21 protein-coding genes are annotated in these 23,902 nt (G+C 63.2%); 8 read left to right on the plus strand and 13 right to left on the minus strand.

Translation table 11 applies throughout. From position 1 onward, the window contains the following. The 7 genes from HV765_RS13305 to HV765_RS13335 all read right to left on the minus strand — a co-directional run bounded on the left by HV765_RS13305 (position 1) and on the right by HV765_RS13335 (position 5,967). Entirely contained in the window at positions 1 to 855 is an 855-nt protein-coding gene (locus tag HV765_RS13305; RefSeq protein ID WP_175169947.1) for an ABC transporter permease, read from the minus strand. Between the two features lie 78 nt (positions 856 to 933). Next, positions 934 to 1,959, minus strand: coding sequence for an ABC transporter substrate-binding protein (locus HV765_RS13310; protein WP_054426213.1), 1,026 nt, complete (start codon positions 1,957 to 1,959; stop codon positions 934 to 936). Between the two features lie 25 nt (positions 1,960 to 1,984). After that, the gene (locus HV765_RS13315; protein ID WP_054426211.1) at positions 1,985 to 2,770 is read right to left on the minus strand and encodes an amino acid ABC transporter ATP-binding protein; all 786 of its coding nucleotides are present in this window, start codon (positions 2,768 to 2,770) and stop codon (positions 1,985 to 1,987) included. Positions 2,771 to 2,807: 37 nt separating this feature from the next. Beyond that, a complete protein-coding gene (locus HV765_RS13320) occupies positions 2,808 to 3,497 on the minus strand; it encodes an ABC transporter permease (protein WP_054426209.1) in 690 nt (229 codons plus the stop codon). After that, the gene (locus HV765_RS13325) at positions 3,487 to 4,200 is read right to left on the minus strand and encodes an ABC transporter permease (protein WP_054426207.1); all 714 of its coding nucleotides are present in this window, start codon (positions 4,198 to 4,200) and stop codon (positions 3,487 to 3,489) included. The genes HV765_RS13320 and HV765_RS13325 overlap by 11 nt, the downstream gene beginning before the upstream one ends. Before the next feature lie 122 nt (positions 4,201 to 4,322). Beyond that, positions 4,323 to 5,114 carry a transporter substrate-binding domain-containing protein gene (locus HV765_RS13330; RefSeq protein ID WP_175169948.1) on the minus strand — a complete coding sequence of 264 codons (792 nt, stop codon included), beginning with the start codon at positions 5,112 to 5,114 and terminating at the stop codon, positions 4,323 to 4,325. A gap of 55 nt (positions 5,115 to 5,169) precedes the next feature. Beyond that, positions 5,170 to 5,967 (minus strand): maleate cis-trans isomerase family protein, encoded by a 798-nt coding sequence (locus HV765_RS13335; protein ID WP_175169949.1) that lies wholly within the window; start codon positions 5,965 to 5,967, stop codon positions 5,170 to 5,172. Positions 5,968 to 6,285: 318 nt separating this feature from the next. Here HV765_RS13335 and HV765_RS13340 point away from each other — a divergent pair, with 318 nt between their 5' ends. From HV765_RS13340 to HV765_RS13365, 6 genes are all read left to right on the plus strand, one after another. Next, complete coding sequence (locus HV765_RS13340; RefSeq protein WP_054426203.1) at positions 6,286 to 6,699, plus strand: RidA family protein; 414 nt, start codon at positions 6,286 to 6,288, stop codon at positions 6,697 to 6,699. Between the two features lie 19 nt (positions 6,700 to 6,718). Further along, complete coding sequence (locus HV765_RS13345) at positions 6,719 to 7,390, plus strand: DUF1028 domain-containing protein (RefSeq protein WP_175169950.1); 672 nt, start codon at positions 6,719 to 6,721, stop codon at positions 7,388 to 7,390. A gap of 175 nt (positions 7,391 to 7,565) precedes the next feature. Continuing rightward, on the plus strand, positions 7,566 to 8,591 hold the full coding sequence (locus tag HV765_RS13350; protein WP_245636413.1) for a LysR substrate-binding domain-containing protein: 1,026 nt from the start codon (positions 7,566 to 7,568) through the stop codon (positions 8,589 to 8,591). A 47-nt stretch (positions 8,592 to 8,638) separates the two neighbouring features. After that, positions 8,639 to 9,814 (plus strand): acetylornithine deacetylase, encoded by a 1,176-nt coding sequence (gene argE, locus HV765_RS13355; protein ID WP_175169951.1) that lies wholly within the window; start codon positions 8,639 to 8,641, stop codon positions 9,812 to 9,814. A gap of 139 nt (positions 9,815 to 9,953) precedes the next feature. Next, on the plus strand, positions 9,954 to 10,340 hold the full coding sequence (locus HV765_RS13360; protein ID WP_054426198.1) for a DUF6152 family protein: 387 nt from the start codon (positions 9,954 to 9,956) through the stop codon (positions 10,338 to 10,340). Positions 10,341 to 10,358: 18 nt separating this feature from the next. Next, positions 10,359 to 10,844, plus strand: a complete 486-nt coding sequence (locus HV765_RS13365) for a DUF6644 family protein (protein ID WP_175169952.1) — start codon at positions 10,359 to 10,361, stop codon at positions 10,842 to 10,844. A gap of 61 nt (positions 10,845 to 10,905) precedes the next feature. On the opposite strand, the gene HV765_RS13370 is transcribed toward HV765_RS13365, so the two are convergent. The 4 genes from HV765_RS13370 to blaOXA all read right to left on the minus strand — a co-directional run bounded on the left by HV765_RS13370 (position 10,906) and on the right by blaOXA (position 14,630). After that, positions 10,906 to 11,742, minus strand: coding sequence for a PhzF family phenazine biosynthesis protein (locus HV765_RS13370; protein ID WP_175169953.1), 837 nt, complete (start codon positions 11,740 to 11,742; stop codon positions 10,906 to 10,908). Positions 11,743 to 11,790: 48 nt separating this feature from the next. Next, on the minus strand, positions 11,791 to 12,144 hold the full coding sequence (locus tag HV765_RS13375; RefSeq protein WP_175169954.1) for a RidA family protein: 354 nt from the start codon (positions 12,142 to 12,144) through the stop codon (positions 11,791 to 11,793). 124 nt (positions 12,145 to 12,268) lie between these two features. Next, complete coding sequence (locus tag HV765_RS13380) at positions 12,269 to 13,198, minus strand: LysR family transcriptional regulator (RefSeq protein WP_175169955.1); 930 nt, start codon at positions 13,196 to 13,198, stop codon at positions 12,269 to 12,271. 541 nt (positions 13,199 to 13,739) lie between these two features. Beyond that, on the minus strand, positions 13,740 to 14,630 hold the full coding sequence (gene blaOXA, locus HV765_RS13385; RefSeq protein ID WP_175169956.1) for a class D beta-lactamase: 891 nt from the start codon (positions 14,628 to 14,630) through the stop codon (positions 13,740 to 13,742). A gap of 275 nt (positions 14,631 to 14,905) precedes the next feature. Here blaOXA and HV765_RS13390 point away from each other — a divergent pair, with 275 nt between their 5' ends. Then, positions 14,906 to 16,366, plus strand: a complete 1,461-nt coding sequence (locus tag HV765_RS13390) for a hypothetical protein (protein ID WP_254600556.1) — start codon at positions 14,906 to 14,908, stop codon at positions 16,364 to 16,366. Here the strand turns inward: HV765_RS13390 and HV765_RS13395 are convergent. Beyond that, positions 16,348 to 17,295 (minus strand): LysR family transcriptional regulator, encoded by a 948-nt coding sequence (locus HV765_RS13395; RefSeq protein WP_175169958.1) that lies wholly within the window; start codon positions 17,293 to 17,295, stop codon positions 16,348 to 16,350. The two genes, HV765_RS13390 and HV765_RS13395, sit on opposite strands and share 19 nt — an antisense overlap. Positions 17,296 to 17,449: 154 nt before the next feature. Between HV765_RS13395 and HV765_RS13400 the strand changes: the two genes are divergently transcribed. Beyond that, entirely contained in the window at positions 17,450 to 20,053 is a 2,604-nt protein-coding gene (locus HV765_RS13400) for a penicillin G acylase (protein WP_175169959.1), read from the plus strand. On the opposite strand, the gene cydC is transcribed toward HV765_RS13400, so the two are convergent. Next, positions 20,025 to 23,831, minus strand: coding sequence for a thiol reductant ABC exporter subunit CydC (gene cydC, locus HV765_RS13405; RefSeq protein WP_175169960.1), 3,807 nt, complete (start codon positions 23,829 to 23,831; stop codon positions 20,025 to 20,027). The genes HV765_RS13400 and cydC overlap by 29 nt on opposite strands. Between the last annotated feature and the right edge of the window lie 71 nt (positions 23,832 to 23,902).

The following is a 23,902-nucleotide window of genomic DNA, read 5'->3' on the forward strand; positions in this document are numbered from 1 at the left end:
TCAATGTCCTCCAATGACTTTGAGACGGCGCGTGACGCGGCCAAGCAGCATCAGCGCGATCGCCGTCAGGCCCAGGCCCATGACGCTCAGGCTGGCCGCCAGGGGAAAGTTCATGGACGAGAATCCCAGCTGGTAGACCAATGTGGAAACCGTTGGAACGCGGCCTCCACCAATCATTTGCGGCGTGGCGAAGGCGCTGAACGTCCAGGCGAATGAAGTCGTGATGCTGGCCAGGATGCCCGGCATCGATAGCGGAAGCGTGATGGTCAGGAACGTGCGGACCGGCCCCGCGCCCAGACTTTCGGCGGCTTTCTCATAGTCGCGGTCGATGTGGGAAATGGCGGTGGCCAGCATCAGCACGACCACCGGAACGGTAACGTGCACCAGCGCCACCAATACGCCAAGATGACTGAACATCAACGCAAGCGGCGTATCGATCACGCCTAGCTTGAGCAGCATCGAATTGATGAAACCCGTACTGCCCAGCACGATGATCCACGAATAGGTGCGCACGATCTCACCCAGAAAGAGCGGTGTGATGGAGACGATCAGGATGAAAGACTTGATGTAGCGGTTTCGCACCCTGACCAGGGCATACGCCAATGGGTACGCGACGAGCAAGGAGAAGACCGTGGTTTCCACGCTCAGGCGCAAGGTGTTCACAAAGGCATCGACGTAAATCTGCTTGCCCATGCCCGAGAAGTTCGAGAGCGTCAGGCCGCCGACATCCAGCGACCCTGGAATGAAAGTGCGCAAGCTGTACTGCAGCACGGCCGCCATGGCGACGCAGATGCATAGCGCGATGAAGCTGGCCGGGGATATCAGCCATCCTCTCAGGGTGGAACGCGCATCCATGTTGGACCCATCCTTCGTATAGGGTGAAAGCGTGGCGGCGCCGCGGCCGGCAAGGCCGCGAGGCTGCGATATCGGCAATCAGTTCATGATGTTCTCGGTAAACCACTTGCGCCATTCAGCGGTCTTTTCGGCGCGCAGCTTGTCATCGATGACGATGGCCTGGGTATCCCATTGCTGCTTGGTCGTGAAAACGCCCGGCAGCGCGGCGTCTTCGGGCGAGACCTTGGCGTCGTCGATGACGGGGCTGGCTTTCTTGGCGGCCACGATCTTGGCCTGCACGTCTGGCGACAGCGCGATGTTCATGAACTTGTGCGCCAGGTCGGACTTGGCGGTGCCTTTCATGATGCCCATGGTGTCCACCCCCAGCACCGCGCCTTCCTTGGGCATCGCCACCTTGATCGGCACGCCTTGGCCGATCATGTAATAGGCGTTCATGGACAGCACGATCTGCACGGGCGTCTCACCGGCCGCGATCAGTTGCTGGCTGTTGGCATCGTTGGTGTAGAAGGCCTTGAAGTTGGGTTTCAGGGCCTTGAGTTTGTCCTGGCCCTTTTCCCAGGTGCTCGCGTCGCCGCCCGAGAGCAAGGCCGAAACGTCGATGATATGGCTGGGGTCGAAATCGGGCGCGGACAGCTTGCCTTTCAGCGCCGGGTTCCAAAGATCGTTCCAGCTGTTGAAGGTGATGCCGGCGGGAACCAGATCGGGGCGATAGCCGATGGTGTACACATACGCCCAGCTGCCGATATGGTACGGGCTGATCTTGGCGCGATCGACCAGGTGCGAGTAATTGGGAATTTTGCTCAGGTCCAGCTTCTCGTACAGGCCGCCATTGACGTAGAGCCAGCCGATGTGCGATGTCGTGAACGTGATGTCGCTTTCCGGCTTGGTGGCGAGCTTGGCCTTGTTCAGGCGGTCGATGGTGCCGCCCGTGATGTACTTCACCGGCACCCCTGTCTGCCGCGTGAACTCCTTGCCGATGGTCTCATCGATAAGGTCCCGGAAGCTGCCGCCCCAGGTGCTCACCACCAGGGCATCCTGCGCGTGCGCCGTGCCGGTGAGGGCCGCGCCGGCAAGCATGCCCGCGCCAATGAGTTTCTTGATCATGACATCCCCTTGTCTATGTTGTGAACTACAAAACCTGCTCTAGGAAATTCTTCAGGCGTTCGTTTCTGGGCGAGGCAAAGAACTGTTCGGTGGGCGCGGTTTCGATGATCTCGCCGCGCTCCATGAACACACAGCGGTCGGCCACCCGGCGGGCGAAGCCGATCTCGTGGGTGACGCAGATCATGGTGATGCCGGTCTGGGCCAGGTCTTCCATGATGCGCAGCACGGAACCCACCGATTCCGGATCGAGCGCCGATGTGGGCTCGTCAAAGAGCATGATGCGCGGGCGCAGGCAGAGCGCGCGCGCGATGGCCACGCGCTGCTGCTGCCCGCCGGAAAGCTGGATCGGATACTTGCCGGCCTGTTCGGTCACATTGACCTTGGCGAGGTACTCCCGTGCCGTCTGTTCGGCTTCGCTGGCCGGCGTCTTCAAGGCGATCTTGAGCGCGAAGGTGCAGTTTTCCAGCACCGTCATGTGCGGAAAGAGATTGAAGCTCTGGAACACCATGCCCAGCTGGCGCCGAACCTGCTCCACGCTTTCCGGGCTGCGGGTCAGGGCGGTGCCATTGACGTGGATATCGCCCGAATCATGCTGTTCCAGATGGTTGATGCAGCGGATCAGCGACGACTTCCCGGACCCCGAAGGCCCGCACAGGATGACGATTTCGCCGCTGGCTACCTCAAGGTGAATATCGCGCAAGGCGTGGAACGACCCGTAGAACTTGTTCAACCCCGAGATGGATACCGCGGGCGCGCAGTCAGCGCGAACGGAGGACAACGGCGGCGTGATGCTGGACAGGATGGCAGTCATGATGGTTCGCGCTCTGATAGACGGTCGGCCGGACGGTTCAGACTCTGACGAGATAGCGGTTCAACCTGCGATCCGCGATCGAGAATCCAAGACGTATGCAGTTGGTGATGCACCAGTAGATGGCCGCCGCCGTGATCAGCGGCGTGAACGGGTCATAGGTGTAGTCGAACACCGTGTTGGCGGCCGCGGTCAGGTCAACCAGCGTGATGGCGCTGACGGCCGCCGTGCTCTTCACCATGATGAGCAACTCATTCTGATAGGCGCGCAGCACATAGCGCGCGACCAGCGGGAGCCGCAAGCGGAACAGGATTTGGGCGGGCTTCAGGCCCAGGGTCTGCGCGGCTTCGATCGTGCCCTTGGGAATTGCCGCCAGCCCGCCGCGGATGATCTCCGCCATGAAGCCCGAGTGCGTCATCGACAGGCCCAGCCAGGCGCAGACATAAGCGCTGGAAAAAATGTTCCACAGAAAGGTGTCGCGCACGAAAGAGAACTGCGGCAGTCCGCTATAGATCAGATACAGCAACACCAGGCTGGGCACCCCGCGGAAAAACCCGATGTAGCTGCTGGCAAAGAGGGCGCGCGGGCCTGGCCGGAAGCTTGCCAGGGCAACCGGCAGCGCCAACAGGAGGCCGATGACCAGCACCGGCAGCAGCACCGCGAACGTTGTGCCGGCGCCGGCCAGCAGTTTGGGCAGGCTCTCCCAGGCCACCTGGAAATCAAAGTGCATGAGAGGCTCCCTGGGTCACGACGGGATGAAAGCCGCGCGCGGCCCACGTTTCAACGCGGCGGGCCACGAAGTAGGTCAGCCAGGTCATCATGAGAAAGAAGCACGCCGCCAGCATGTAATAGACGAAGGGCTCCTTGGTGACGCCAGAGGCGAGCTTGGCGTAGGCCATGATTTCCTTCAGGCCGATCAACGAAATTAGCGCCGTGTCCTTGAGCACGACGATCCACATATTGGTCATGCCGGGCAAGGCCAGGCGCAGCATCTGCGGCAGGATGACCTTTAACCAGATGGCGCTGCGCGGCACCAGCAGCACGCGCGCGGCTTCGAACTGCCCGTGGGGCACGTTCTGGATTGCGCTGCGTATCAAGTCGGCCAGGTAGGCGCCGTACACCATGCCCAGCGCCGCCACCGCCGCCATGAAAGGCGTGATCTCGATACGCTGGCCAATGCCGAACGGCGAGAGCAAGCCGGCGACGATCTGCGAGCCGCCGTAATAGAACAGGAAGCCCACCAGCAGCGAAGGCACGCCCGTGAAGATGGACGCATACGGAAGCCAGATGATTCTGGCCAGCAGCGTTGGCCGTAGTGTGATCAGGGCAAAGAACGTCCCGATCGCAAGCGCCAGCAGATAGGCGCAGACGGCGACCTGGATCGTCATCATCGCGCCGGTCGCGAGTTGCTGCACGAAACCCATCGAAGGCATGAGGTATTCCTAAAGCCTGTTCACATTGAAAGGCGCCTTGCACAGACCTTGGCAAGCGTATGAAACATGCCGCCTGGTCCGCCGGCCCCGTGCCGGGCGGCTCAGGCAGGGCGCGCCTGCGGCTAGCGGCAGGCCGCTTCCTCGGGCAGGAGCTCCACGTCCATGTAGGGTTTACGCAGCTTGGTGAAGGTGCAGTCCTTGATGATGGTTTCCAGCGTGGCGTTCATGCGGCCGAGCAGTTCGCCGCTGTCCTTGCGGGCAATCCAGCTCGAGCCCGCTTCGCCGCCACCGGTCCACAAGTCGCCGCCCGCGAATTTCCAGCCTTTGCCCTGGGGCTTGGACAGGAACTCGTTGGTCCAGCTGATCTTGGGGCCCAGGCTCATGTCCAGCCGTCCGTTGGCAAGGTCAAGCCGGATCTGGTCGGGGTTGTCGTAGAACACGATCTGCACCGCGTTGCCGAACGTCTCGGACACGTATTTGGCTTGCGCCGAACCGCGTTGCAGGCCGATGCGCGCGCCCTTTAGCCCTTCGGGTGTGAAGGTGTAGCTCTTCGCTTCCGGCACCACGTAAGAGTCCGGATTGAACAGCACCGGGCGGCCGAACAGCACCTTTTCCTTGCGCTCCGGCAGCGGCTTGGTCTGGCTGACCACGGCATCCAGTTTTTTCTGCAGCAGCGCGGGAATCAGGGCCTTGAAGTCCATGACGACGATTTCGCAATCGACCTTCATCCGTTTGCATGTCTCGCGCGCCAGGTCGGGTTCGAAGCCCGTCAGGCGGCCCGAGGGATCGACCATGCTGAACGGGGGATAACTTCCCTCGTTGCCAAGCACCAGCTTTTCGGCATGGGCCGGCGCCAGGACGAATAACGAGGCGCTTGCGAGTGTCAGCGCCGTGATGGTTTTGTGCAGATGCATCTTTTTCCCCTTGTTTATTGGTTCTCCGCCGTGGCGAAGTGCTTACACGACGTCTTTACATCGTGTCGGCCTTGTTCAGGTTGCCGTTGAACAGCGACCCGTAGCCGGGCTTGGCGCCTGCCGCGCCGGTGAGATCCAGGCAGTGCCAGAACGAGGCCTGGATGGCCGAGATCACCGGCTTGCCGAGTTTCTGTTCCAGCGCCTCGATGGCCCCGACAGTCCGGAAATTGGTGCACGACACGAAGATGGCTGTGGCATCCGGGTGGTCGACCGACATCACGTGGTCATAGACCTTTTCAAGCGAGACCTCGGCCAGCGCGTGGTCATCCGAGATGCCCAGGCAGGCGCTCCTGACGACCTCGTGGCCGTTTTCCTGCAGGAAGCGGATGGCGCGTTCGTGGATCTCGGGCAGATAAGGCGTGGCCAGCGCAACCTTGCCGGCCTTCACCTTCTTCAACGCCGCGAGCGTGGCGGTGGACGCCGTGGTGATCTTCGGCCCCGGCACCCATTGCCGCAGCTTCTGGATGAGCGCCTGGTCGTAGGCGGTGCCGTGCAGAAACGAAGCGCTGGTGCCGCCGAACAGCAGCACGTCGATAGGGGCCGCGCCCGCCAGGCGCGCCGCCTGCTCCAGCTCTGGGGCGTTCATCATTTCCTCGATGCCCTGCACGGTGACCTTGGGCAGCTTGATGCGTGCGGTATGAGTGGAAACCCCCGGCGCGGACATGGCCCACATCTCTTCTTCCATCACGACACTGGAGGCGATGTAGATCAGCCCGATGCGGGCAAGGTCGCCCGAGCCGTCGTAGCGGAATTGGGGATAGGCAGCGGGTGGGGGCATTGAGGCGGTGTTCATCCGGTTTCCCTGCAAAGAGAGGTTGCTTCGGCTAGCGAAAACCAATGATGAGAGACGCGATCCGAGCGACCAAGTCGCCTTTTCCGTTGGCATGAATAGATTTTCCTGATGGCCGGACAAGGCGCCCCGATGCATGGCGAAGGCGCATCGCCGCAGGCGCCGCCCGCGTCAGGATTTCCGAGACGGGACGCCGGAAAAAACAAATAGGCGGCCGCCCGGCTTGGGCCGACCATCAGCGGGCAGGTCACGGCCTTATGCGACGCCGCTTGCCAGGCAGGCGCGAGAGGCCCCGGATAAACCCTAATAAAGAGTCGAGCCATGAAGCACAAGCGCATACGCACCTTCAATACCAAGGCAACCTACCCGGAACAGAAACTCGACAACGATCTGTGCCAGGCCGTCGTCGCGCGCGGCAGCACGGTCTTTCTGCGCGGCCAGATCGGCCAGAACCTGGACACGTCCGAGAGCGTCTGCATCGGCGATGCCTCGGGCCAGGCGGAGCAGGCGATGAAGAACATCGACATGCTGCTTAAGGAAGCTGGCGGCGAACTGCAAGACATCTGCAAGATCACGATCTATCTCATTGATCCCCGTTATCGCGAGGCGGTCTATCTTGTGGTCGGCAAGTGGCTCAAGGGCGTGTTCCCCGTGTCCACCGGTATCGTGGTGTCGGCATTGGCGCGCCCCGAATGGCTGGTGGAAATCGACGCGACTGCTGTTATTCCGGATTGACGCCACAGGAGGCCCCGTCATGACTTTCTCGATCATTGCCCGTTGTCCGGCCACCGGCCAATTCGGCGCGGCCGTCTCATCGTCGTCGCCCGCGGTCGCGGCGCGTTGCGTCCGGGCGCGTGCAGGTGTGGGCGCGGCGGTCAGCCAGAACATCACCGACCCCGCCCTGGGGCCGCTCATCCTTGACGCGATGAGCCAGGGCCATTCGCCCGAGCGCGCCCTACAGTCGCTGGCCGAACGTCCGTTCATCAGCTACCGGCAGCTGATGGCCATCGACGCCACGCAGGCGCCGGCCATCTTCACCGGGTCGAACGCGCTGGGCCGTCTGGCCAGTGCAAAGGCTGAGCACGCCGCGTGCGCCGGCAATATGCTGGCGTCGCTGGATGTGCCCGCCGCCATGCTGTCAGCGTTCGAGAAGACGCCGGGTTCGCTGGCCGAACGCCTGATGCAGGCCTTGCTGGCGGGGCAGGCGGCGGGCGGCGAAGAGGGGCCGGTGCATTCGGCCGGCCTGCTGGTGGTGGCGGAGCTGGATTGGCCTATCGTCGACCTGCGCATGGACTGGGTGGAGCAATGCCCCGTCGAGACGCTTTACGAGGCCTGGAAGATCTACGAGCCGCAGATACAGGACTACATTACCCGCGCCCGGGACCCGCGCGCCGCGCCAAGCTTCGGCGTGCCCGGCAATCTGTGACAGGCGGTGGCAGGCGCCGAGTGCGAGAAAACCCGAGGAGCGTCCAGCCCGCTGTCCGGGCATAGTGGGACACTTTTTCCTCGGTGCGGCGCATGCCGGCGCCGGGCCATGGTGGCGGCCCGCCAGCCGGAACGCCACCTCCCTCCAGCCCGCTCCAGTTTTCTCACTTCGGACTATGCTCAATCGCATTTCGCTGCGCCAGATGGAGTACTTCGTCGCCACCGCCAAGCATGGCAGTATCGCCGCGGCATCCAGCCAGATCCACATTTCGGCGCCGTCGATTTCGGCCGCCATCGCACATGTTGAAACCGAGCTGGACGTGCAGTTATTCGTCCGGCATCCGTCCAAGGGCTTGGCCCTGACGGTGCTCGGCCAACAGGTCATGAGCGAATGCGAAGACCTGCTCGAGCGCGCGTCGCGCCTCTACAAGATCGCGTCCGTCTCCAGCAACACCATCCAGGGCACTTTGCGCGTGGGCTGCTTCCAGTCGCTTACGGCCATGATCGCGCCCGAGGTGATCTTTGGATTCGCGCGTGCGTTCGACAAGGTCGAGCTGCACATGGTCGAAGGCGACCAGCAGTTGCTGATCGACAAGCTGCATACGCTGGAGATCGACGTTGCGCTGAGCTACGACCTGAGGCTGGGCGACGAGATATCGTTCGAGGCGCTGGCGCGTTTGCCGCCGCATGTGGTGGTGAGCGAACTGCATCCGCTTTCGCAGCAGATCGCGGTGACGCTGGAGGAGCTGGCCCGCCTGCCCATGGTGCTGCTGGACCTGCCTTTGAGCCGTGACTACTTCATGTCCCTGTTCGCGAAGGTCGGGCTGGAGCCGAACATCGTGGCGCGTTCGCGTTCCGAGGAAGTGGTGCGGTCCATGGTGGCCAACGGGATCGGCTATGCCTTGTTCAACGTGCGGCCGAAGTCCACCCAAGCGCTGGATGGCAAGCGGCTGGTGCGGCTGCGCCTGGTGGGTGAACACCGCCCCATGCTGCTGGGCCTGACGACCTACAAGCCGATGAAGCCGTCGCGCCTGACCGAGGTGTTCATGCAGCGCTGCCGCTCCTATATCTCGGATCAATACATTCCCGGCATGAGCGAAGGCAGCTTCTTCGATCCTTACGTACTTCCCGAAAACGTACTTCCCGAAAACGTGCTTTCCAAAACTGTGCTTCCCAAAACCGTGCTTCCCAAAAACAAATGAACGGACGGCGCGCCTGAGCGCCTTCCGCCTACTTGCAGGCCCATGCCATGAGCAAACCCACTCCGGACAACAGTCCCGACCTATTGAGCGAATTGCTCGCGTTCCCATCCGTCACGCTGACGCCGAACATCGAACTCATCGAGCGTGTGCGGGAGCTGCTGGCGCAGGCCGGCATCGCGTCCACGCTGGTGGCGGACCCGCAGGACGCTGCGCGGAGCAATCTGTACGCGTCCGTTGGCCCGCAGGATGTGCCCGGCATCCTGCTGTCGGGCCACACCGATGTGGTCCCCGTGACGGGCCAGCCCTGGACCTCGCCGCCTTTCGAGGCAACCCTGCGCGATGGGCGCATCTATGGGCGCGGCAGCGCGGACATGAAGGGCTTCGTCGCCTGCGCCGTGATGGCCATGATCCGCGCGGCCCGCCAGCCGCTTGCGCGCCCCTTGCATCTGGCGCTGTCGTTCGACGAGGAAATCGGCTGCGTGGGCGTGCGCCATATGCTGCGCGCGCTGGAACATATGGAACCGGCTCCGCTGCTCTGCGTCGTGGGTGAGCCCACGCTGATGAAGATTGGCACCGGCAACAAGGGCAAGGCGGCCTACCGGGCCTTGTGCTGCGGCCAGGCGGGCCACTCCGGGCTGGCGCCGCATTTCGTCAATGCCATCCACACGGCCAGCGATCTGATCAGCGCCCTGCGCGACGTGCAGCGCGACCTGGCCGAACACGGCCCGCGCGAATCCGGCTATGACGTGCCGTACACGACCGTGCATGCGGGCACCATCAAGGGCGGCACGGCGCTGAACATCGTGCCCGCGGAATGCGAAGTCAATTTCGAGATCCGCAACGTCGCGCAGGATGACCCGAATCAGATCCTTGAGCGGGTGCTGGCGCTCACCAGGACGAAAATGCGTGCCGCGGGCGCCCGGCCCGATGCCGAGCCGCCCCGGGTCACGACCGTCAACACGTATCCCGGCCTGTCCACGGCAGACGACTCGGAGGCCGTCGCGCTGCTGGCCTCGTGGCTGCCGCCAGACACACCACGCGTCAAAGCCGCTTTCGGCACCGAGGGCGGGCTGTTCCAGCAGCTGTGGGCGCAGACGTCGGTGCTGATCTGCGGACCGGGCAGCATCGAAGTGGCGCACAAGGCCGACGAGTACGTCGAGCTGTCGCAGCTGGAGGCGTGCGACGCCATGATGGAAAAGTTGACGCAGTATCTGATGGCCTAGGGCGGGCGGGCATCCGGGTCATTGCGGCGTTTCGGACGCCTTCAGGAACCGCTGTCCCGCTGCTATGCTTGGCTGACTGGTCGCCACGCCGCAGTGCCGGGCCATGGCGACAGCCAAACCGCAACCTAGGAGCATCGACATGAAGCTATCCAAACGCGCGTTGTTGACAGGGCTGGCGCTATCCGCGTTGTTGGCAGTGGCCCCCGCGGCCATGGCGCATCACGGTTGGTCATGGGCAGAATCCGAACAGATGACCTTGAAAGGCACGGTCGAGCAGGTGCAGGTCGCGCCTCCCCATCCGACGTTGAGGGTGCGAGCCGATGACGGTGTCTGGGTGGTCGAACTGGGCAATCCCACCCAGACGAAGGAAGCGGGATTCGTCGAGGATTCCGCCAAACCGGGCGATGCCATCACCGCCATTGGCAACCGCGACCAGGACGCCGGCAACAAGCGCATGAAGGCTGTTCAGATCATGGTGGGCGGCAAGACCTACGACATCTATCCCAGCCGCATCAAGAAACCCTGAATTCCACAGCCTTTATCCATGCCCGAACTGCTTCGGCTGGCCCTGGAACAGCTTACGGCCCTGCCGCCAGCGCTGTGGCTGCGACGGTCCGGAACCCTCTATCTTCTGGTCAACGCCGCCCATATCGGCGCCATCGGCTTGTTGATCGGTTCGATCGTTCCGCTGGACCTGCGGCTGCTCGGCGTCCTCAAGCCCACTTCCTTGGCGCTCCTGGCGCCTGTGCTCGCGCGCACGGCCGCGGTTGGCCTTGCGCTGGCCATACTGACCGGCGCCATACTGTTCACCGTGCGGGCGCAGGAATACCTGCAGAACCCGGCATTTGTCGTGAAGATGGGCTTGTTGGGCGCGGGCGCAATCAACGCCTGGCTCGTGCGCCGGGGCGGGGCATGGGGGCAAGTATTACAGGGAGGCCGCCCATCCAGCGCGCTGCGCTGCCACGCCGCGTTCTCGCTGCTGCTATGGACCGGCTGCCTGGTAGCGGGCAGATGGATCGGGTTCCTGTAGCCCGCCTTTCGTCAAGACATCAATTTGATCAGGTAGGCGTCTGCGACGCTGGCCACCGCATTCAAGGTGGCGTCATCAGCCGAGCATTGCCAGAAACCTGGATGCCTTCGCCGCGTTGCGGGCCGATGTCGACGCGAATGCGGCAGGGGACACCCATGTCATCGCCTTGATCGATCCGGATGCTGCCCTGATGAGGCCAGCCCATATCGCGCAAATAGCCGCCCAGCGCGGCGGCGGCGGCGCCGGTGGCCGGGTCTTCGAACACCCCGCCCAATGGGAACGGATTGCGCACATGAAAATGTTGGTCCTGTTCCGCATGGATCAGGCAAAAGGTCGTCAGGCTTTCACGCTGGGCCAAGGCCTGGCCTTTGACGATGTCGTAGTCCATCTGGCGTAGCGCGTCGCGGGATTGCAAAGCCAGAACCAAATGGTCCGCCCCTGCATGCGCTAGCGCAGGCGGTATCCGACGGTCAAGATCCTCTTCCCGCAGCGCGAAGAGCTGCAGGGTTTCTTCAAGCAGCGCCGACCGCACGGCGCAACTTTTGGTGGCAGGCGACCGAAACGACGCGCTCCAGTCCGCCTGCGAGTAGCGCCCATCAACGGTGATCGTCGCCCGATTCAGTTGAAGCCTGAAGGTGCCCGAACCCTGCCGCTTCGCCAACGCCGCGCCAAGTGCGATCGTGGCATGGCCACAAAAATCCACCTCGACAAGCGGTGAAAAGTAGCGCACCCGCCAGCCGTCTTCCTGCGGCGCGGCGAAGACGGTTTCCGAATAGCCGACCTGCCGGGCGATACGTTGCATTTCGTCCGCTGCGGGCAGCGATTCGCCAATGACCACGCCTGCGGGATTGCCGCCGGAGGACGCGGCCGAGAATGCCGCGATGTGCTCAACGTCCATTTTTATCCTTTGTGTCACACGCCACCCTCGCGCCATGCGCTGACGGCGTCAGGCCTGAGCGTGTATGGGTTCGAAGGAAGCAATCAGGTCAATTTCGACTTTTGCGCCATTGATCGCCAGTTGGGATACGACCGTCGAACGGGTCGGCCGGTGCTGCCCAAATGACTTGCCGAAGGCTTGGTCGAACGCGGCGAAGTCCGCTTTTTCTGTCACCCAGGCGTTTGCTTTCACCACGTTTTCAAGCCCTAGCCCATGTTTGGTGAGAACGGCGGCATGGTGCGCCAGGATCAGGGACGTTTGGGCAGCCACGTCTCCGTGAATCTCGCCCTTGTCATCGAATGCCAATTGGCCGGACAGAAACAGCAGGGAACCGGTGCGCAGCGCGGTTGAGAGGTGAGGCATGAAGTCTTCCTTTATCTTGGTGTGGTGTGAATAAAGAAATTTTCACGCGAATGACTGGCTCGCCGCCATAGCCGCTGATTGCAGGTCATTGCTGCACTGAATGCAGCGATGGAAAACGGCGTTACTACGTTGGCGCGCCGCCGGACCAGGGGAGATGGCGAAAAAGGTCCGTGATCCATTCGGCAAACGCTTCGGTCCTGGCTGGCGCATAGCGGCGCGAGGGACGGACCAGATAGATGCCTCCCTCCCTGTCGAACGTCCATGCCGGAAGCACTCGCACCAAAGAACCTGCCGCCAAGTCACGGGCCACCAGCCACTCTCCGGCGCCTATCACCCCAACGCCCGCCCGGGCGGCCTCAAGCAGCGCGATCGGGTCGTTGGTGCGCAATGTGCCGTTGGCACGCACCGTTTCTACCCGCTGTCCATCCGAAAGCCGCCACATCGGAAACGAGTTCAGGCTGGGGTTGCCGAGGCAGTTTTGCTTTTGCAGATCGGAGGGCTGATTCGGCATGCCATGGCGCTCAATGAATTCAGGCGAGGCGGCAAGAATGCGTTCATGGCTTGCCAGCTTTCTGGCGACGAGTTGGCTGTCGGGCAAATGCCCGATCCGAATTGCCGCATCGAAGCCGCCCTCGATCAAGTCGATGACGGCGTCGCTGTATTGGGCGTCAAGCACAAGCTTCGGGTGCTGGTTCATGAAAGAGGGCAGGCGAGGCGCCAACCACTGACGCCCCATCGTCGCGGGTAAAGCGACTTTCAGGGTGCCGTGCAATTCGCTGGCTTGTTCGGCCGCATCTAACTGCGCTTCGTTCAGCAGGTCCATGGCAACCTTGAGCTTGTCGGCAAGCCTTTTCCCAGCCTCGGTTAACTGCACTTGCCTGGTGGAGCGTTCCACCAACCTTACGCCAAGGCGAACTTCCAACGAAGCGATTCGCTTGGAGATAATGGTCGGATGCCGACCCAGTGATCGACCTGCGGATGCGAAGGAACGTTCCGCGGCCACCGCCAGCAAGGCCGCGATTTCGTCGATGTGGCGACTTTCCAATTCGGTCATTCTAAAAGCTACAAATTTGTAGGGCAGGTAAAACGGGAACGGGGCGAGGTCCCGCATCTAGCGGCCGTGTGAGCGCGGCGATGCTTCGATGCTCACCGACAGCGTTCAGCGTGCCGACATGCACCAAGCAGGCATATGCTCAGATGTGGCGGCGCAGCCCGGGTTTGAATGACATTGCCCAGTGTGAACGGCCTGGTTCCAATAGAGGCGGAGCCGACTTGGATAAGTGTCGCATGCGGCGCCAGTTGGAGGCTCCATTTTATCGCCGCAGCCCAGAATTAAGCTCGTCGAACCGCGATAGGCGGAGCACGCCCGACAGCCCGTAGGGGCTGGCGTTGGCGTTCTGAACGGTTGGACTCGTCTTGATTATCGCGGACATAGCACACGTGCCTGGTCGGCTCTTCCCTTCTGATACGTGCGGGTCGCGGATGAGCTACGACCGCTTCTGGCTGTGAGGACGCTCGAGGACGTCCGCTTCCGGCCCGAAGACCGTTAGGCCAACGCCTCGTGTGGAAATGTCGAGCCGACTCCGATGCTGGCGCTATCTGGAGGCGCCAGAAATCGCAGATTGCGCGCCCTGCGACGTTAAATCGGGAGGGGCGGTGGACAGCAAGCCCAGGTCGCCGAATACAGCGCGCACGATTTTCATGCGCGCAGCGGCATCCTGGCTTTTCTTAACGTCAATGTTGAGCGCGAAATAGAAAACCTCTCCCTGCCGTTCCAGATAGCCTACAAGCCAGCCCGTTTGCGGCGCGCCTGGTTCACCAAGCCCGGCCCATCCCGTCTTGCCACTCAGACGGTAGTCAGGTGTCTGTTCCAGGACGAGCATGTCTTTGGTCATCTGCACCGTCCGCTCGGCCAAGCCGAATTGATTGACATAGAACCGCCGCAAGAATTCCACCTGCTCGTTCGCGGAAATTCTGAGCGAACCGGTTAGCCAAAATTGATCTATGCCTCCAGAAATGTTCCGGTTGCCGTAGTCAAAACGGTCGACATAAGCCTGCATACGTTCCGCGCCAATGCGCCTGGCGATTTCCTGGTAGTACCAGACCGCGGAGTTTTGTAGCGCCGATTCAAGCGTATGGTTTTGCGCCCATGCCGCCGGCCACCATGGCTGGCGAGGCGCGCGTTTACTGTCCCACTCGATTACGAAGTCCTTGCTTTTCGCTTCACCTGTTTCCAATGCAATGAGCGAATTGGGAATTTTGTAGGTGGACGCTGGCAGATACCGTTGAGCGGCCCTGACCTCGTCATAGCGCCGAAACTCTCCGGTCTGTCCGTCAAGAAGGACGAACGTGCCCTCTACTTGCTGCTCATGAAATCTCGCACCTATATCGATCACTGGCAGTTCGGCCTGAGCAGCTGCCGATCCGAGCAACGTCATTAGCAGCGGCAAGGCTGCTTTGGCAAACCGACGAAATTTCGACTTCATGTTGTCTCCTTGATTGTCATGCGGGATGCATGCGGGCGCCAGAATATGCGTGTGTCTCAAGAGCGCCAATCAAGTTGCCGTAACCTCTGTAACATGGCGGAATGACTCGGAAAATCCAAATCGATTTAGGCCGTCCACTTCTTGTGGACGGCATGCCTGCGCGGTATCAGTCGGTTTGGCTGCTGCTAAGAGTCTGGTACGCACAGCAAACAGGTGAGGTGTCAGTGCCCGGGTCGTCATTGCAGGCCCGATACCCGGGGAACTCCAACCTTCGCATGCTTGTTTCCCGCGCGTTTCGTGATTTCGCAACGTGGGGGGTGGAGGTGGGGTGGGGAAATGCCATTGACCTGCCCCCTGCGCTGCTCAATGCATCACGCCGCAGCCAGGGACCATTCTGGATGACGCAAGCGCAGGCAGATAGGGTGATGTGCCGCCACGGCTCGGAGCCCGCAAGCCTGGACTTCTTAGCGAACTTTCTTGGCCTGAGGGGGCATGTATCCCCGCGCGCAGACCTTCTGCAATACGTGACCCAGGATGGGGACTACTGGAATCACCTGACCCAGGCCATGCGGCTCGCGCGAGATGGCATGGCGACGACGGGTATGAGTTGGGCTGCGAGTTATCGGGCCGCTGACCGAACGGCACTGGACGACTTTCAGCGAGCGTTGGCCATACTCAAAGAGAGTCTCGCATGGCGTCGTCACGGTAACGTAAGGCGCAGCGAGGCCGCGTTAAACAGGCTGGGGCGTATTCTCCAGTCAGAAGGCGTCGGCCCTTCCATGCCGACCTTGTCGGCAATGGCGTCGGTCGCCTCGGCCTGGAATAGCTATGCGCGCGGAGATATCAGGCAATCGCATGCCGGACTAGACCGTCTAGTGGCGGACCAGTTTCTGGCGCCTGTCATTCGCTACAACCCCCGCGTGCGCTTCGAATACCTGAATTTGCGTGCCTTGCTGCACAAAGGCAGCGCTCTCGAGGACAAGAGTGCTGATCGAGTCTTGAGAATGAATGAGGCGGAGAAGGCGATTTGCGCCTTGTCAGAAGCACTGCAGGCCGCTTACGAGGCGGACTCTGTCGAGGCCGCTCAGGATGTGGCGGCAAACATCGGATGGACGTTGTGGTTATTTTGGCAACAGCGGCTGCTTGCTGTACTCAACGACCAGGACGTTCATACGGTGCAAGGATTATCGCTACGCTGGCTGGGGCTATCGGAATGGATATGCGACCGCTTTGGCGTCGGCGGCAGTTCTGCCTGGAATACCGTGTTCGTACTCCGCATCGCTCGTGGCAGCTGTGATGACAGAAGCGGAGACTTGAAGCGCTTTCAAGCGCAGTCGCCCCTTCCTTTGGGCAAAATGTTAGAGGCAGTCAAGCCGTTCCAAGCGGCCTTTTCGCGTGCCAAGGGCTACGAAGACTGGTCGAATGTCGCGGCCTTCACGCTTGAGGAAAATGACGCAGGCCGAGTTTTCTACGGGGCGCATCAAGTGGCTAACTTGCTGCTTGAATTCGTTTGGTATCGCACCCATAGCGAGGGGCTGAGCCACCAAGTTTTCGCTGCGGTGGAGCGGTTTGCACACGTCGTGCAAGGTTTGGGTTCGGGGCAACGACGCTTTTTCAGGGAAAGCCTCAAAGCCTTACCTGAGCCGCTCCAGATAGCCGCAAAGGATGCTGCGGCCTCACGCGACGCCGATTCGACAACGCTCCCACGGCAATGCAGTCAGGCGGACGGAGGCTGAATGACAACGCCGCCGGACTGCCCCGACGCGAATTCCGACCAGCACGTTTGCGTGAACGTATACAACGCGTCTTGTGCCGTCAGCGGCGTGCGCCCGGCCAAGCGCGCCAGCACGTAGTGGCCTTGGCGTTGCCGCTCGGGCGCAATGGGCACTTCCACCAGATGGCCCGCGGCCTGCTCGCGCCGCGTCACGCAGATCACGCCTAGCAGTAGCGTGTCGGTGTGCAGGGCAAGGCTTACCAGCGCGTCCAGATTTTCGCAGCGCGTGGTCACCATGGTTTCGGGCGCGCCGCCCGGCCCCAGCGTTTCGGCCAGCCGCAACGACACCTCGGGGCTGAGCGTGCTGGAGGCCACTGGGTACTGCCGAATCTGATCAATGCCCACGCGCTTGTGCGCCAGAATCGGATGCCCTTTGCGGCACACCATGCCCGCGCGCAAGGGCGCCAGCGGACGCGTGTCGATATCGGCGGCGTCGTACAGCATGCGCGCGTCGCACACCATGGCGTCGATGCGTTCGGCGCGCAGCATGTCCAGCAACGTGGCGGTGGCGCCGAGTTCGACGCCTACGCGCACGTGTGGGTGGTTGGCGGCCATGTGCGTGAGGAATGGGGAGAGCAACAAGGAGGCCGGCGTGGGACTTAGTCCTATATTCAGCGTGCCCGACTCGCCGCTGTGCAAGGTTTTGAGCTCACGTTGCAGCTCGGCCTCTTCGAATCGCATGCGGCGCGCACGTTCCGCGACACAGGCGCCGTAGGGCGTCAGGCGCACTTGGCGCGTGCCGCGGTCCAAGAGCGGCAAGCCCAATTCGGCTTCCAGCGCCTGGATGCTGCGGCTGAGCGCGGGTTGCGACAGGTTCACTTTTTCTGCCGCGCGCGAAAACGTGCCGTGCTCCACAACGGCGAGCAGGTGTTTAAGTTTCTGAAAGTCCATGTCAGAAAAGCATCAATGCTATGAAATAAATGCATTGGAATTATAGTTTGCGGCTCCGTATGATGGCCCGCAGACGGTGTCCGCCAGAGACGCCGCACCCCGCGCCGGGTGACTCGCACCGTGACGCGGTTTCAAGAAATTCGGAGACAGATTCATGAAGCAGCACTTGTTGATGGCCGCCATCCTGGCGGCCTGCACGGGCGCGTTCGCCGCCCACGCGCAAACGCCGGCCACCCCTTCGGCTACCCCTTCCACAACATCTTCCTCAGCCGAGGCCCCCGCAGAAACCCGCGCCACGCGCCCGGCCGGCGGGCAGGTCACGATTCGCCGCGATGACTACGGCATGCCGCATGTGTACGCCAACACCGTCTACGGCATCTTCTATGGCTACGGTTACGCCGTGGCGCAAGACCGCCTGTTCCAGATGGAGATGGCGCGCCGCAGCACGCAGGGCCGTGTGGCCGAGGTGCTGGGCGAAAAAATGGTGGCCTTCGACAAATCGATACGCGGCAATTTTTCGCCCGAACGCATCCAGCGCCAGTTGGCCGTGCTGCCGGCATCCGAACGCCAGATTCTGGATGGCTACGCCGCGGGCATGAACGCCTGGATTGCGCAGGTGCGCGCCAAGCCGGGCAGCCTGATGCCCAAAGAATTCAATGACTTGCAGTTTCAGCCGTCGGACTGGACGCCTTACGACGTAGCGATGGTTTTCGTCGGCACGATGGCCAACCGCTTTTCGGACGCCAACAGCGAGATCGATAACCTGGCGCTGCTGACCGCGCTGAAAGACAAGCACGGCGACGCGCGCGCCATGCAGATCTTCAATCAACTGCGCTGGATGACCGACAGCCGCGCGCCGACGACGGTGCCGGAAGAAGAGGGGGTGTATCAGCCGAACGCGGCGAAAGCGCAGGCCACGCTGTCTTACGCTTTGCCGCGATACGACGGCACGCCGCCCATGCTGGAACGTATCGCCCGCGATCCGCAAACGCGTGGCGTGCTGGACGCTGCCACGGCCGACGCGCCCGCGCGCCTGTTGGCGCAGTTTGCGGAATCGGGCCAGCCCGGCATTGCCGGTTTTCCCACCACCAGCAATATGTGGATCGTCGGGCGCGACCATGCCAAGGACGCGCGGTCGATTCTGTTGAACGGCCCGCAGTTCGGCTGGTGGAACCCGGCCTACACCTACGGCATCGGCCTGCACGGCGCGGGGTTTGACGTGGTGGGCAACACGCCGTTCGCCTATCCCAGCATTTTGTTCGGCCACAACGCGCACGTCACCTGGGGTTCTACCGCGGGCTTTGGCGACGACGTCGACATCTACGCCGAAAAGCTCGACCCTGCCGACCACACCCGCTACTTCCACAATGGTGAATGGAAGACGATGGAAAAGCGCACCGAGCTGATCGCGGTGAAGGGCGGCGAGCCCGTGCTGATGGACGTGTACCGCACGGTGCACGGCATCGTCACCAAGTTCGACGACAAGCAGCACGTGGCCTACGCGAAGGCGCGCGCGTGGGAAGGCTATGAGCTGCAATCGCTGATGGCCTGGACGCACAAGACGGAGTCGAAAAATTGGGACCAATGGAAGCAGCAGGCCGCGCGCCACGCGCTCACCATCAACTGGTACTACGCGGACGACCGCGGCAACATCGGTTATGCGCACACGGGCTTCTACCCCAAGCGCCGCGCGGGCCACGACCCGCGCCTGCCCGTACCCGGCACCGGCGAGATGGATTGGGACGGCATGCTGCCGTTTGCCACCAACCCGCAGGTGTACAACCCGCGCCAGGGCTTCATCGCCAACTGGAACAACCAGCCGATGCGCGGCTACCCGTCCACCGACCTGTTCGCCATCGTCTGGGGGCAAGCTGACCGCTACGCCGAAATCGAAACCCGCATGAAGGCCATGACGGCCAACGGCGGCAAGGTCAGCCCGCAGCAGATGTGGGACTTGATCCGCACCACCAGCTACGCCGACGTCAACCGCCGCCACTTCCTGCCGTTCCTGCAACGCGCCGTGGCGGGGCTGCCCGCTGATGACGCCCGTGCGCGCCTGGTGGCGGGTCTGGCGTCCTGGGATGGCATGGGCACCAGCGACAAACAGCCGGGCTTCTATGACAACGCCGGTTCTGCCGTGATGGATGCCTGGCTGCGCGCCATGCTGAAGGCCACGCTTGCCGACGAGATGCCCGCCGACTTCTTCAAGTGGTACAGCGCAACCGGCTATCCCACGCCCGCGGCGCCCGCCACGGGCTCGGTCAACCTGACGGTGGGGGTGAAAGTGTTATTCAACGCGCTGGCCGGCCAGAATTCGGGCGTGCCGCAGCAATACGACTTCTTCAACGGCAAGCGCCCCGAAGCCGTCACGCTGGCCGCCTTGGACGAAGCCCTGGCCACGTTGCAGAAGACGTATGGCCAGGACCCCGCTGCATGGCGCATCCCCGCGCCGCCGATGGTGTTTGCGCCCAAGAACTTCCTGGGCGTGCCGCAGGCGGACGACAAGGCGGTGCTGAGCTACTCGGCCACGCAGAACCGCGGCACCGAAAACAACATGACGGTGTTCGATGCCAAGGGCGTGCACGCGGTGGATGTGGTGGCGCCGGGGCAGAGCGGCTTCGTCGCCCCGGACGGCACGCCTTCCGTCCACACCCGTGACCAGTTCGATCTTTACAACCGCTTTGGCAACAAGCGGGTCTGGTTCACGGATGCAGAGGTGCGCGCCAACGCTACGTCGGTTGAGACGTTGCGCTACTGACTGCGTAGCCGCCCTGGTGGCTGGCCAAGCGCGCATAGGCCCCTTGCTTTCGCAGCAATTGGTCGTGCGTGCCGGCCTCCGCCAGCGTGCCGCGTTCCAGCACCAGGATCAGGTCGGCGTCGCGGATGGTGGACAGCCGGTGCGCGATCACCAAGGTGGTCCGATGGCGCATCAGCGTGTCCAGCGCGCCGCGCACTTGCATCTCGGACAAGGTGTCCAGATGCGAGGTTGCCTCGTCCAGAATCAGCACGGGCGCATTCTTCAGGAAGGCGCGCGCAATCGAGATACGCTGACGCTGGCCGCCCGACAACTGCATGCCGCGTTCTCCCACCTTGGTCGCCAGGCCCTCGGGCAGGGTGCGCACGAAGTCCGTCAAGGCGGCTTGCTCCAGGGCGCGCGCCAGCTCGTCGGGCGAGGCCTCGGGGCGGGCCAGCCGGATGTTGCCTTCCAGCGTGTCGTTGAACAGGTAGGTGTCTTGCGTGACCAGCGCTACCCGTTCGCGCAAGCCATCCAGCTGCAACTGGCGCACGTCCACGCCATCCAGTTTCACCACGCCCTGGCGCGGGTCCCAGAAGCGCAGCAGCAGGCTGGCGACGGTGCTCTTGCCCGCCCCTGACGCACCCACTACCGCCACGGTGGCGCCGGCCGGGGCCTTGAAGCTCAGGTCCTTCAAGGTGTCTTCCTGCTTGCCCGGGTAGGCGAAGCTGACGTGGTCGAACGCCAATGACAACCCATGCGTGGCGACAGGCGGCGCCAGCGGGCCGTCGGTAACGGGTTCCGGTTCGTTGGCCACCACATGCAGGCGGCGCGTGGCGGCAATGGTGTCGGCCAGTTGACGGCTGACCTGCGAAATTTCGGACACCGGCAGGAAGGTGGCCAGTGCAATCAGCACCAGCAACGGCAGCATGCTGGCCGACAGCGTGCCGGCCGCCACCTGCAACGCGCCGACGACGGCCACCGCCAAGCCGCCCAAGCCCATCGCGATTTCGAACCAGGCCGTTTGCTTGGAGAGATCACGCAGGATATCCAGGCGGCGCACGCGGTACTGATCGGCCACTTTCAGGAACTGGTCGCGCCGGCGGCCGGTGGCCTGGAACGCGGTCAGATCGGCTAACCCCTGGATGGTGTCGGTGGTGTGCGCGCTCATTTCACCCAGCGCCTGCCGGGCCTTGTCGCCCAAGGCGTCAACGTGACGGCGGCCCCGCACGGGCGACACCAGCGCATAGGCCAGGAAGGGCAGCAGCGCCAGCGCCACGGGCCAGCTGTACACGCCCAGGAAACCCAGCACCGACAGCGGCACCAGCACCGACACGATGGCCGGCGCGATGGTGTGCGCGTAGAAGTATTCGACCATCTCGATGTCTTGCGTGGCCAACGCCACCAAGTCGCCCGAACGGCGTTGCAACAGGTAGGCGGGCGCCAGACGTTCCAGTTTGTCGTAGAGCTTGACCCGCATGTCGGCCAGCAACTGATACGCCATCGCATGCGCCAGCCACGACTCCAGCCAGTGGAACAGGGCGGCCAACGGCGCGGCGATCAGCAGGCCAACCACCAGGCTGGAAATGTCACGGCCATCGCGTATGGCCGCTACGATCAGCGCGCTGAAAACGCCCACGCCGATGAAGGCCGCCACACGCGCCACGCCCAGCAAGATGGTGGCGATGAGCGTGCCGCGCCACGGGCGCACCACCGACAGCAGGGTGCCCAAGGTCGCGCGCCAGCCGACCTGTTCAGCGTCGGCATCCAGTGAGCGCAGCACCGGGCCTTGCTTGGTGTCGGGGTCTGCGGCGGGGGTCGAGTCAGCGGTCCGGGCGATGTCGGGCGCAGCGTTGGCCGTCGGGTTGGCCACCCGCGGCAGGCCCGCCGAGGGGTTCTCATGCGCCTCCGCCTGCTCGTGCATCAGGCGGTAGTACAAGCCGCGTTGCTGCATCAATTCTGCATGCGGGCCGGCTTCCACCACGCGGCCCTGGTCCAGCACCAGGCTGCGGTCCGCGCCGATCACGCTGGCCAGCCGGTGCGCCAGGATCAGCGTCGTGCGTCCGGACATCAGCCGGTCCAGTGCCTGTTGAATGAGGGCTTCGTTTTCCGTATCGACGGATGACAGCGCTTCGTCCAGGATCAGGATCGGCGCGTCGCGCAGCAGCGCTCGCGCAATCGCCACGCGTTGGCGCTGGCCGCCCGATAGTTGCAGGCCGCGCTCGCCGATGCGGGTCGCGTAGCCGTCGGGCAGCGCCATGATGAAGTCGTCGATATTGGCCGCGCGCGCAGCGGCGCGCACCTGCTCGTGCGTGGCGTCGGGTCGGCCCAGACGCAGGTTGTCGTCTATGGTGCCGTGAAACAGCGTGATGTCCTGGCTGACCAGCGCCATCTGCGACAGCAGTGTTTGCGTGTCCAGCGTATTCACATCGTGTCCGCCCACGCGGATCACGCCCGCCTGCGGCACGCATTCCCGCAGCAGCAGACGCACGATGGTGGACTTGCCCGCGCCGCTAGGCCCGACGACCCCGACGCGTTCGCCCGCTGCAATGCTGAACGCCAGCCCCTGATGGGCGCGGCGTTCGGGCGTGTAGGAGAACGCCACGTTGTCGAACTCGATAGTGGGCGCCAGGCGGACAGCCGTAGCGGGAATAGAGGAAGCAGCCGAAGCAGCCGAAGCAGCCGAAGCAGCCGAAGTAGCGGAAGCAGCCGAAGTAGCGGAAGCAGCCGAAGTAGCGGAAGTAGCCGAAGTAGCCGAACCAGCCGAAGCAGCCGAAGCAACGGTAGTGGCGGAAGTCGCCGGTGCAGCCGGCTTGGCCACATTGGCGACCGCGTCAGGCGCCGGCGTCAACGGCTGCGCATCCATCAGGGCGTGGATGCTGACAGCTGCCGATTGGCCCAGCATGCCTCGGTGCAACACCGAGCGCAGGTCGCGCAGCGGCCGGAAGATTTCGGTGCCGGCCATCAGCACGATCAGCAGCGCTTCAACGCTCATGTCGCCCGCCGCCACGCGCCACGCACCCAAGGTCAACGCCAGCGCGGCGCCCAGCGCCACACCCAGGTCGCTGATGCCGCGCGTCAGCAGGCTGACCGACAGCACCCAGAACGTGTTGTCCGACAGGCTGCGAGCCTTGGCGGCCAGACGCTGGCCCCAGGCTTTGCCCTGGCCGTACGACTTCAACGTGGGCAAGCCTTGCACGGCGTCCAGAAAGTCTTCGCCGAAGGCGTTCAGCGAGCGCGTGCGCGCCTGGCTGGCGCGGCGGTCCAGCATGTGCACCGCCATCGGGCCGATCAAGGCGAACAGCGCCGCCGCGAGGAACACGAGCGCAGTGGGCACGTCCCAGAAGGCGATCACCGCAAAGATGGCGAAGGGCGCAGCGGCCGCAATGGCGACCTGCGGCAAATACTGGCCGAAGAACGTTTGCAACTGCTCAACCCCGTCCACCACCGTCAGCATGACGCCGCCCGTGCGCTGGTTGGCAAACCAGGCGGGGCCTAGCGTGACGATGCGGTCATACAGTTTGCCGCGCAGCGTCTGCTGAATCTGGGCCGAGGTGTGATTCGCCTGCACGGTGCGCCAGTGGTCAAAGCCCGCGCGCAGCAGCACCATTGCGCCCACGCACAGCGCGGGGGTGATCCAGTCTTGCCACGGCGCGCCGTTGAATACGCGGGCCAGCAGCTGGCCCAGGAAGACATAGCGGGCAATGCCAGCCGCCAGCGCCAGCAGGCCCAGGAAGATGCCGCCCGCCATGCCGGCGCGCAAGCCCGCGGTTAACCGCCACAATCGAGAGTCGAAATACATATCAATGCTCCATCCAGAGCCTGCATGGTCACTGATCCGCCGCACGCGCGAAAGCGATAGTTTTTCAATCA

It is taken from the genome of Achromobacter kerstersii, assembly GCF_902859595.1.
GTDB classification, from domain to species: Bacteria; Pseudomonadota; Gammaproteobacteria; order Burkholderiales; family Burkholderiaceae_B; genus Achromobacter; species Achromobacter kerstersii.

What these genes read in the sequence shown, in the direction of transcription:
- HV765_RS13305 (WP_175169947.1), bottom strand. Translation starts at nt 855, where the DNA reads ATGGATGCGCGTTCCACCCTGAGAGGATGGCTGATATCCCCGGCCAGC.
- HV765_RS13310 (WP_054426213.1), bottom strand. Translation starts at nt 1,959, where the DNA reads ATGATCAAGAAACTCATTGGCGCGGGCATGCTTGCCGGCGCGGCCCTC.
- HV765_RS13315 (WP_054426211.1), bottom strand. Translation starts at nt 2,770, where the DNA reads ATGACTGCCATCCTGTCCAGCATCACGCCGCCGTTGTCCTCCGTTCGC.
- HV765_RS13320 (WP_054426209.1), bottom strand. Translation starts at nt 3,497, where the DNA reads ATGCACTTTGATTTCCAGGTGGCCTGGGAGAGCCTGCCCAAACTGCTG.
- HV765_RS13325 (WP_054426207.1), bottom strand. Translation starts at nt 4,200, where the DNA reads ATGCCTTCGATGGGTTTCGTGCAGCAACTCGCGACCGGCGCGATGATG.
- HV765_RS13330 (WP_175169948.1), bottom strand. Translation starts at nt 5,114, where the DNA reads ATGCATCTGCACAAAACCATCACGGCGCTGACACTCGCAAGCGCCTCG.
- HV765_RS13335 (WP_175169949.1), bottom strand. Translation starts at nt 5,967, where the DNA reads ATGAACACCGCCTCAATGCCCCCACCCGCTGCCTATCCCCAATTCCGC.
- HV765_RS13340 (WP_054426203.1), top strand. Translation starts at nt 6,286, where the DNA reads ATGAAGCACAAGCGCATACGCACCTTCAATACCAAGGCAACCTACCCG.
- HV765_RS13345 (WP_175169950.1), top strand. Translation starts at nt 6,719, where the DNA reads ATGACTTTCTCGATCATTGCCCGTTGTCCGGCCACCGGCCAATTCGGC.
- HV765_RS13350 (WP_245636413.1), top strand. Translation starts at nt 7,566, where the DNA reads ATGCTCAATCGCATTTCGCTGCGCCAGATGGAGTACTTCGTCGCCACC.
- argE (WP_175169951.1), top strand. Translation starts at nt 8,639, where the DNA reads ATGAGCAAACCCACTCCGGACAACAGTCCCGACCTATTGAGCGAATTG.
- HV765_RS13360 (WP_054426198.1), top strand. Translation starts at nt 9,954, where the DNA reads ATGAAGCTATCCAAACGCGCGTTGTTGACAGGGCTGGCGCTATCCGCG.
- HV765_RS13365 (WP_175169952.1), top strand. Translation starts at nt 10,359, where the DNA reads ATGCCCGAACTGCTTCGGCTGGCCCTGGAACAGCTTACGGCCCTGCCG.
- HV765_RS13370 (WP_175169953.1), bottom strand. Translation starts at nt 11,742, where the DNA reads ATGGACGTTGAGCACATCGCGGCATTCTCGGCCGCGTCCTCCGGCGGC.
- HV765_RS13375 (WP_175169954.1), bottom strand. Translation starts at nt 12,144, where the DNA reads ATGCCTCACCTCTCAACCGCGCTGCGCACCGGTTCCCTGCTGTTTCTG.
- HV765_RS13380 (WP_175169955.1), bottom strand. Translation starts at nt 13,198, where the DNA reads ATGACCGAATTGGAAAGTCGCCACATCGACGAAATCGCGGCCTTGCTG.
- blaOXA (WP_175169956.1), bottom strand. Translation starts at nt 14,630, where the DNA reads ATGAAGTCGAAATTTCGTCGGTTTGCCAAAGCAGCCTTGCCGCTGCTA.
- HV765_RS13390 (WP_254600556.1), top strand. Translation starts at nt 14,906, where the DNA reads ATGCTTGTTTCCCGCGCGTTTCGTGATTTCGCAACGTGGGGGGTGGAG.
- HV765_RS13395 (WP_175169958.1), bottom strand. Translation starts at nt 17,295, where the DNA reads ATGGACTTTCAGAAACTTAAACACCTGCTCGCCGTTGTGGAGCACGGC.
- HV765_RS13400 (WP_175169959.1), top strand. Translation starts at nt 17,450, where the DNA reads ATGAAGCAGCACTTGTTGATGGCCGCCATCCTGGCGGCCTGCACGGGC.
- cydC (WP_175169960.1), bottom strand. Translation starts at nt 23,831, where the DNA reads ATGTATTTCGACTCTCGATTGTGGCGGTTAACCGCGGGCTTGCGCGCC.